Here is an 8,288-nt window from a genome sequence, read left to right on the forward strand (position 1 = left end):
ACCAGCAAGGCCATCGCCGACAAGCGCCCGCAACTCGAAGATTTCGTCGCGCGTATCGAACGCGCCTATATCTGGGCCAACAACCACCCCGAGGAGTACGCCGCAGCTCAAGCCAAGGTCACCGGCTTGCCGCTGGAGGTGCACCTCGCCGCTGCAAAGGCAACAAAGATGAACCGCGTCGACATCGACGACAGCGTGATCAAGGGCCTGCAGTCCACCGCTGACATCTACCAGGAAGAAGGCATTTTGACCAAGCACATCGACGTCTCACAAGGCTTCGATAAAAGCTTTAACGCCGCACGCGCCCAGCTCACTCAAGCAGCCCACTAGCGACTAACCCAATAATCGGTGCAGGAGAGAACGATCATGAGCAACACCCGTCAATTGAAACTCGGCGTCTTGGTTACCGGCGTCGGCCACGGCTGGGGCGAATGGCGCCACCCAAACGCGCAGACGAATGGCAGCATCAATTTCGGCCTGTACAAGCATTTTGCACAGGTGGCAGAAGCGGGAAAATTCGACTTTGTCTTTATTGCCGACAGCCTGCACATTCATGAAAAATCCAGCCCGCATTACCTCAACCGCTTTGAGCCGCTGACGATTCTGTCTGCATTGGCGGCGGTCACCGAACACATCGGGCTGGTGGCAACCGTCACCGTTAGCTACACAGAACCCTTCCAGGTTGCTCGGCAGTTTGCATCGCTGGACCACATCAGCGGCGGCAGGGCCGGTTGGAACGTTGTCACTTCTTGGCTCAGCGGCACGGCCGACAACTTCGGCAAGGCTGAACACCCGCCACATCCGGTGCGTTACCGCATTGCCAAAGAACACGTGAACGTGGTCAAGGGCCTGTGGGACTCTTGGGAAGATGACGCCTTCGCCGCCAACAAACAGACCGGCGAATTCTTCACCCCTGGCAAACTGCATGCTCTGAACCACAAGGGCGAGTTTTTCTCAGTCAAGGGTCCGCTGAATATTTCCCGCTCGAAGCAAGGTCAACCGGTGATTTTCCAGGCTGGGACTTCCGAAGACGGGCGTGCCTTTGCCGCCCAGAACTCGGACGCGATCTTTGTCGGTGCCGAATCATTTGAAGAAGCCCAAGCGTATTACCACGACCTGAAAAAACGCGCCAAAGCCTTTGGTCGTGATGCTGAAAACCTGGCGATTCTGCCGGGTATCCGACCGATTGTTGGACGTGATGAAGCGGAGGTCGAAGAGCGTTATCAACAGGCAGTGAAACTGATTAGCATCGAGGACGCCATTGTCGCGCTGGGTCGTCCTTTCAACGATTACGACTTCACTGCACATGACCTTGACGCCCCCTTCCCCGACGTAGGCGATCTGGGTTCCAACAGTCACCGTGGCAGCTCCGATCGGATCAAGCAGTTGGCCAAGGAAAATCACCTGAGCCTGCGGGACGTAGCGCTGTATTTCTCACGTCCAAATCGGGATTTCGTGGGCACGCCTGAGCAGGTTGCGGACGCCATCCAAGCCTGGTTTGAAGGCGGTGCGTCTGATGGGTTCATCATCAACCCGATACTGCCCGATGGCTTGCAGTACTTCACCGAACTGGTGGTGCCGGTGCTGCAACAGCGCGGGTTGTTCCGCAAGGACTACAGCGGCTCGACGCTACGTGAACATCTGGGGCTTGAGGTGCCTGTCAATCGCTACGCGCCGCAGACATCCGACACGCAGGGTTCCAGCCACGCCAAGCATGAGGTGCTGGCATGAGCGAGTCCCTGAATAAACTCTTGGCCGATTTGCACGCTGAACGGGTTGCCAACTGGGCGCCGGAAAAGCTCCAAGTGAACATTGATCAGCGCCGACATCTGCTGGAAACAGCCGACCATAAAGCCTTCGTCAAGGCCGGCGACCGCATCGAGCCGTTTGAACTGCTCGACGTAGAAGGTGGCACCCTGAGCCGCGAACAGCTGATAACTAACGGCCCAGCAGTGTTGATTTTCTTCCGATTCGAAGGCTGCCCGGCGTGCAATATCGCCCTGCCCTATTACCATCGTCGACTGTTCCCGACACTCAAAGAACTGGGCGTGCCTCTGGTAGCGATTAGCCCGCAGGTGCCGGAAAAACTCATCGGGATCAAGCAGCGTCATCAGCTTGAGTTTCACGTCGCGACCGACAAAGACAACGCACTCGGGCGCCGCCTGGGGATTCTCTACAGCTTCGACGAGGCGTCCCGCGCTGCCTCGACCCAGCGCGGCGGCGGCATCGGCGAAATTACCGGCACCGGAACCTGGGAGCTGCCGCAGCCGACCGTGGTGGTAATCGATGGCAATGGATTGGTGACGTTCGCCGAGGTCAGCCCGGATTGGCTGGTGCGTACCGAAGCGGGGCCAATCATTGCGGCGGTAAAAGCGGCTTTAGCCAATCACGCGCTGCCGATTGCGATCTGATTGTTGACGACTAATAACCCAGCGCTGTTCAATCGAGATTGCGGCGCTGTAGGACCGTCAGGGCACACTCTATTGACTGCCTCGCTATCCACTGCCTCGGGCAGTCAACCATAAAGGATTCACTGATGAGCCTTTCTACCCTTCGCCCATCGTTGGCTTCTCACGTTGAGGGCGAGAGCGCCGAAGCGTTTAGCACTCGCCTGGCTTTACTCAGCGCCACACTGGCTGATACAGCCGAACACTACGATGAGAGCGGCGCCTTCCCACACGACAACTTCCGTTTGCTGCATGAGCATGGGCTGCTGGCGTTGACCGTGCCGACGGCTCTTGGCGGTGCGGGGGTCGATCTGGTCCGGGCGCAGCAGGTCATCAGTGCGGTGGCCAAAGGCGAACCCTCTACTGCACTGATTCTGGTAATGCAGTACCTCCAACATTCGCGCCTGCAAGACAGTAAAAGCTGGCCTGATGATTTGCGCAGACGGGTTGCCCAAGACGCAGTGCGTGATGGCGCGCTGATCAATGCGTTGCGCGTCGAGCCGGATCTTGGCACGCCGGCACGCGGCGGTCTGCCCGCGACGATTGCTCGGCGTACCGCAGAAGGTTGGCGCATCAGCGGCAGCAAAATCTACTCCACTGGCAGCCATGGCCTGACGTGGTTCAGTGTCTGGGCGCGCAGTGACGATGACGACCCATTGGTGGGCGCCTGGTTGGTGCCCAAGGACACGGCCGGCATTCGTATCGTCGAGGACTGGGACCATTTGGGCATGCGCGCGACGTGCAGCCATGAAGTGATCTTCGACGACGTGCTGGTGCCGTTGCGACATGCGGTGAGTGTCAGCCCCTGGAGCGCGCCGCAATCCGAACTGGATGCGACGGGGTTGTTGTGGATGTCGGTGCTGTTGTCCTCGGTGTATGACGCCATCGCACACTCGGCGCGGGACTGGTTCGTGGAATGGCTGGAGCAGCGCGCGCCGTCCAACCTCGGCGCGTCGCTGTCAACGCTACCGCGCTTTCAGGAAACCGTAGGCCACATCGACACGTTGTTGTTCGCGAACCAGAACCTGTTGGACGCTGCAGCCAATGGCCTGACCCCGGCGAAGCATGCTGCGCAAATTAAATATTTAGTCACCAGCAATGCCATTCGTGCTGTGGAACTGGCCATTGAAGCGGCAGGAAATCCCGGCTTGTCGCGCAAGAATCCGCTGCAACGACACTACCGTAACGTGCTCTGCGGACGAATACATACGCCGCAAAACGACGTGGTATTAACCGGCGTTGGCAAGGCAGTTTTTGCTCAGCGTCAGAAGCAATAATCCAGAAACACCGCGGGGCGTGCCTCGCCAACAAGTTGGCTCTACAGGATCGGGGATTACCGTCGGTTCAGCGTCTGGCCGAGACTCTGTAGGAGCGAACTTGTTGGCGAAGGAAACGACACGGTATCCCAGACAGACCGCGCTGCCCGCCTCCCGAACAAGTTCGGTCCCACAGGGTTTTAGCTCAGCACAAAGACTTCAGCAGCCCTGCGATTCTGTGGGAGCGAACTTGTTCGCGGATGCAGCACCGCGGTCATTCAGACCGACCACGGTGCCTGGCTCGCCAACACGCGGGCTATAGAGAGGACCATCAAGGAGCCGGGTTTGGTTGGCGCACGTGGATGGCTTCGATGCCTGCGAGCACTTCGTCGGACAAGGTCAGGTCGGCACTCGCCAGGTTGCTGGTTAATTGTTCCAAGGTGGTGGCGCCGATGATGTTGCTGGTCACGAACGGTCGGCTGGTGACATAGGCCAATGCCATTTGCGCTGGGTCCAGACCGTGTTCTTGGGCCAGTGCTACATAGGCAGCGCTGGCGCTGTCGACTTGTGGGTTGTTGTAGCGTTGGAAACGCTCAAACAACGTCAACCGCCCAGTGGCTGGACGAGCGCCATTCAGGTACTTACCTGCCAACACACCGAAAGCCAGTGGCGAGTAGGCCAGCAAACCGATCTGCTCACGAATCGCGATTTCTGCCAGGCCGATTTCAAACGTGCGGTTAAGCAAGTTGTAGGGGTTCTGGATCGACACCGCGCGCGGCAGGTTGCCATTTTCCGCCAGGTGCAGAAAACGCTGGGTGCCCCACGGGGTTTCGTTGGACAGACCGAAATGACGGATCTTGCCCTCTTTCACCAGATCGTCTAATACCGACAAGGTTTCTTCGATCTCGACCGGTTGGTCGTCCGCATCATGGTTGTAACCCAGCACGCCAAAAAAATTGGTTTTACGGTCTGGCCAGTGCAGTTGATACAGGTCCAGATAATCGGTATTCAAGCGTTTGAGGCTGGCCTCTAGCGCGGCAACAATGTTGGTACGGTTGAGCCGTGGGTTACCGTCGCGAATGTGATCCATGCGGCCGGGCCCAGCTACCTTACTGGCCAGCACCCAGTCACTGCGGTCGCCGTACTTCTTGAAGTACTGACCGATAATGCGCTCAGTCTCTGCGTAGGTTTCACCGCCTGGCGGTACCGGGTACATCTCGGCGGTGTCGAGAAAGTTGATCCCGGCATCCTTCGACTGACGAATCTGTGCGAAGGCTTCTTCTGCGGTGTTTTGCTCGCCCCAGGTCATGGTGCCTAACGCGATGGCGCTGACCTTGATGTCGGTCTTGCCCAGTGAACGAAACTCCATCGATAACTCCGTAGGGTTCAGATATAAAAAAGCGCCCTGAGGGGGCGCTCGAAAAATTCGGTAACTATTTCAGTGACTATCAAGCACCTTCCAAGGCCGATGACGCCAGTCTTTTTTCAATCTCAACGGCCTTTTTACTGTGCCTATTGGTCGGTACCGGCAGCCCTAAATGGCCCCTCAACGTGTCATGAGTGTACTCGCTGCGAAACAGGCCGCGCTCGCGCAGGATGGGCAGAACCTTATCGACAAACAGCGCGAACTCGCTCGGCGCACTGATCCTGAGATTGAAACCATCCACCGCGCCCTCGACGAACCAACGCTCGATTTCATTGGCCACTGTCTGCGGCGACCCAACAAAGTTTGAATAACGGGTGGCAAAACGCAGCGCCGCCTGGCGCAGGGTCAGGCCTTGTTCACGCGATGTATTTTTGATGTGTTCTGCATGACCGCGATAGCCATTGCTACCAAGGTCGCCCAGCTCCGGGAATGGTTCGTCCAGCGGGTACTGACTGAAGTCATGATAGTTAAACGGACGACCCAACTGCACCAGTGCTTTGCCCAAGTCCAGTTCGCCGTGCAAATCGCGCTCGATCTGTCTAGCCTGTTCGTCAGTATCGGCAATGATCGGGGTAATCCCCGGCAAAATCACCACATGGTCAGGGTTTCGGCCAGCCGCAGCGGCGCGTTTTTTTACGTCTTGATAATAGGCCTGGGCATCTTCGAAATTGTCCACACCCGCAAAAATGCCTTCGGCAAAATTCGCCGCCAGGTCGCGGCCGGACTCGGAGATACCCGCCTGAAAAATCACTGGTTGGCCCTGACGCGAACGCGCGATGTTCAGCGGCCCGGTGACTGAAAAAAACTCGCCGTGATGATCAAGACGATGCTGACGCTGTGTGTCGAGAAAGGTCCGACTCTGCTTGTCGCGTGGGAAGGCGTCGTCTTCGTAGGTGTCCCACAGACCTTGCACCACTTGCAGATGTTCACGAGCGCGGCGATAGCGGTCAGTGTGATCGATATGTTCCTCACGACCAAAGTTACCCGCTGCGCCTTCCAGGCCGGTAGTGACCACGTTCCAACCGGCACGGCCGCTGCTGATCAGGTCCAGCGAGGCGAACTGCCGCGCAACGTTGAAGGGTTCGGTGTAGGACGTGGTTAAGGTTGCCACCAGGCCAATCTTCGAAGTCGCGCCTGCCACCGCGGACAAAAGCGTCAGTGGTTCCAGGCGGTTGAGGTAATGGGGGGCGGAGTCGGGAGTGATGTAAGGGCTATCGACGATGAACACCAAATCGAACTTCGCCGCTTCCGCCCGCTGCGCCTGCTTGCGATACCAGTCGATATCTACGCTGGCATCGCCAGGAATCTCTGGGTGCAGCCAATCGTTTTGCGAGGTACCAACGCCCGTAAGAATCGCGCCAAACCTGAGTTGCCGTTGCTCTGCCATGTTTTTCTCCCCAATGATTGAAGGCTCTGCGGCCGACCGTGGGGATGAACATAAACGCTGAGAGCGAGCTTGTGAAATGCCTGTAAGCTCTAACCTAATATAGATTTATGTTATTAAATATTTGTTCTTATATAAAAATCTGTAGAAACCAATTTGTTGGCTCCTACAGATTTACGCGTAACCTGAACAAAAAACGCACACAAAAAAACGCCGCTCATTGAGCGGCGTTTTTATACAAATGGAGCGGGAAACGAGACTCGAACTCGCGACCCCGACCTTGGCAAGGTCGTGCTCTACCAACTGAGCTATTCCCGCACTGCAGCCGCGCATTCTAATACGTGAACCGGGATCGTCAACCCCTGCACAACCAATCAGGCTTCAGCCAAGTCGCGCCATGAAGCTCACGCCTCACGATCAGGAGGGTTACGCTGCGGGGGCACTGGCATATCTCCGCGAAGTATCGGCCACGCCGCGCGCAGGTAATACACGCCCGACCAGATGGTGAGAATGCCGGCGATCACCAGCAAACCTTCGCCGATGTGATACAGCCGCAGCGCAGTGGCTTCTTTCTCGTGCTGCACGATCAAAACGACCAGCGCGACCATCTGCATGATGGTCTTGAGCTTGCCGACAAAGGCCACCTTCACCGTGGCACTCATGCCGATTTCAGCCATCCATTCGCGCAATGCCGACACGCTGATCTCGCGCCCCACGATCACCGCCGAGGTCAGTGCCAGCAGGATGCTCGACCAGCCGCTGGTGGGGTCGGACTCCACCAGCAGAAACAGCGTCACCGCCACCATCAGCTTGTCAGCGACCGGATCGAGAAACGCACCGAAGGCCGAGGTCAAATTCATCCGCCGCGCCAGAAAACCGTCCAGCCAGTCGGTAATCGCCGCCAGCACGAAGACGATCGCCGCCGTGATGTTGTGTCCCGGAAATGGCATGTAAAACACCGCGACCATCACCGGCAGCAACGCGACGCGGAAGAGGGTCAGCCAGGTGGGCAGGTTGATGCGCATGAAAGGTCCAATGGTTTGCCGCAGTGTCGCATGGTGGGAAGTCAGCGGATGAACAAAAACTTCAGACTGCCAAATGAAAGTGAATAAACAGCATGCCGATCAGGCATGCAGGCTGGCGTAAATGCGCTCGGCCAGACCGCGATCGATACCCTTGACCGACATCAGCTCCTCGACCCCCGCGCCTTCGACGCCGGACAGACCGCCGAAGGCCTTGAGCAGCGCCGAACGCCGCCGCGCGCCAATACCTGGCACGTCCTCCAGCACACTGCGCTCGCGCGTCTTTTCGCGCCGCTTGCGATGGCCACTGATGGCAAAGCGATGTGCTTCGTCGCGCACGGCCGCGACCAGGTGCAGCGCTGGTGATGATGATCCCGGATGCAGTTCACGTCCAAGACTGCCGGCCACCTTGCGCGCCAGCACCAGCGTTTCCTCGCCCGCACGTCGGCCCGGTCCCTTGGCCACGCCGACTACCTCGATGCCGGTCACGCCAAGCTCGCTTAGCACGTCCATAGCTTGGGCGACCTGTCCGTTGCCGCCATCGATCAGCAATACATCCGGCTTGGCTCCTTCGCCGTCGGCAACTTTGCGGAAGCGCCGGGTCAGCGCCTGATGCATGGCGGCGTAGTCGTCGCCCGGCGTGATGCCGGCAATATTGAAGCGGCGGTAATGGGATTTCTCAGGCCCTTCCGGACCGAACACCACGCAGGAGGCCACAGTCGCCTCACCCATCGTGTGGCTAATGTCGAAGCA

7 protein-coding genes, 1 tRNA gene and 1 pseudogene are annotated in these 8,288 nt (G+C 58.1%); 4 read left to right on the forward strand and 5 right to left on the reverse strand.

The genetic code is table 11. From position 1 onward, the window contains the following. From M0974_RS16795 to M0974_RS16810, 4 genes and pseudogenes are all read left to right on the forward strand, one after another. Nucleotides 1-330, forward strand: a pseudogene (locus M0974_RS16795) (aliphatic sulfonates ABC transporter substrate-binding protein); the annotation flags it as partial. A gap of 36 nt (nt 331-366) precedes the next feature. Further along, complete coding sequence (locus M0974_RS16800) at nt 367-1,731, forward strand: LLM class flavin-dependent oxidoreductase (RefSeq protein ID WP_297839009.1); 1,365 nt, start codon at nt 367-369, stop codon at nt 1,729-1,731. Beyond that, nucleotides 1,728-2,411 carry a peroxiredoxin-like family protein gene (locus tag M0974_RS16805; RefSeq protein ID WP_297839012.1) on the forward strand — a complete coding sequence of 228 codons (684 nt, stop codon included), beginning with the start codon at nt 1,728-1,730 and terminating at the stop codon, nt 2,409-2,411. The genes M0974_RS16800 and M0974_RS16805 overlap by 4 nt, the downstream gene beginning before the upstream one ends. A gap of 125 nt (nt 2,412-2,536) precedes the next feature. Next, nucleotides 2,537-3,724 (forward strand): acyl-CoA dehydrogenase family protein, encoded by a 1,188-nt coding sequence (locus tag M0974_RS16810; RefSeq protein WP_297839013.1) that lies wholly within the window; start codon nt 2,537-2,539, stop codon nt 3,722-3,724. A gap of 310 nt (nt 3,725-4,034) precedes the next feature. On the opposite strand, the gene M0974_RS16815 is transcribed toward M0974_RS16810, so the two are convergent. From M0974_RS16815 to M0974_RS16835, 5 genes are all read right to left on the reverse strand, one after another. Continuing rightward, nucleotides 4,035-5,072, reverse strand: a complete 1,038-nt coding sequence (locus M0974_RS16815; RefSeq protein ID WP_297839016.1) for an NADP(H)-dependent aldo-keto reductase — start codon at nt 5,070-5,072, stop codon at nt 4,035-4,037. Between the two features lie 79 nt (nt 5,073-5,151). Then, nucleotides 5,152-6,516 carry an LLM class flavin-dependent oxidoreductase gene (locus M0974_RS16820; protein ID WP_297839018.1) on the reverse strand — a complete coding sequence of 455 codons (1,365 nt, stop codon included), beginning with the start codon at nt 6,514-6,516 and terminating at the stop codon, nt 5,152-5,154. 239 nt (nt 6,517-6,755) lie between these two features. After that, nucleotides 6,756-6,831: transfer RNA gene (locus M0974_RS16825), tRNA-Gly, on the reverse strand. An 86-nt stretch (nt 6,832-6,917) separates the two neighbouring features. Beyond that, nucleotides 6,918-7,532 (reverse strand): CDP-diacylglycerol--glycerol-3-phosphate 3-phosphatidyltransferase, encoded by a 615-nt coding sequence (gene pgsA, locus M0974_RS16830; protein ID WP_297839021.1) that lies wholly within the window; start codon nt 7,530-7,532, stop codon nt 6,918-6,920. A gap of 105 nt (nt 7,533-7,637) precedes the next feature. Further along, nucleotides 7,638-8,288: helix-hairpin-helix domain-containing protein (locus tag M0974_RS16835; protein WP_297839020.1), on the reverse strand; the 651-nt coding region annotated here is incomplete at its 5' end.

This window comes from Pseudomonas sp. (assembly GCF_026224925.1).
GTDB lineage: Bacteria > Pseudomonadota > Gammaproteobacteria > Pseudomonadales > Pseudomonadaceae > Aquipseudomonas.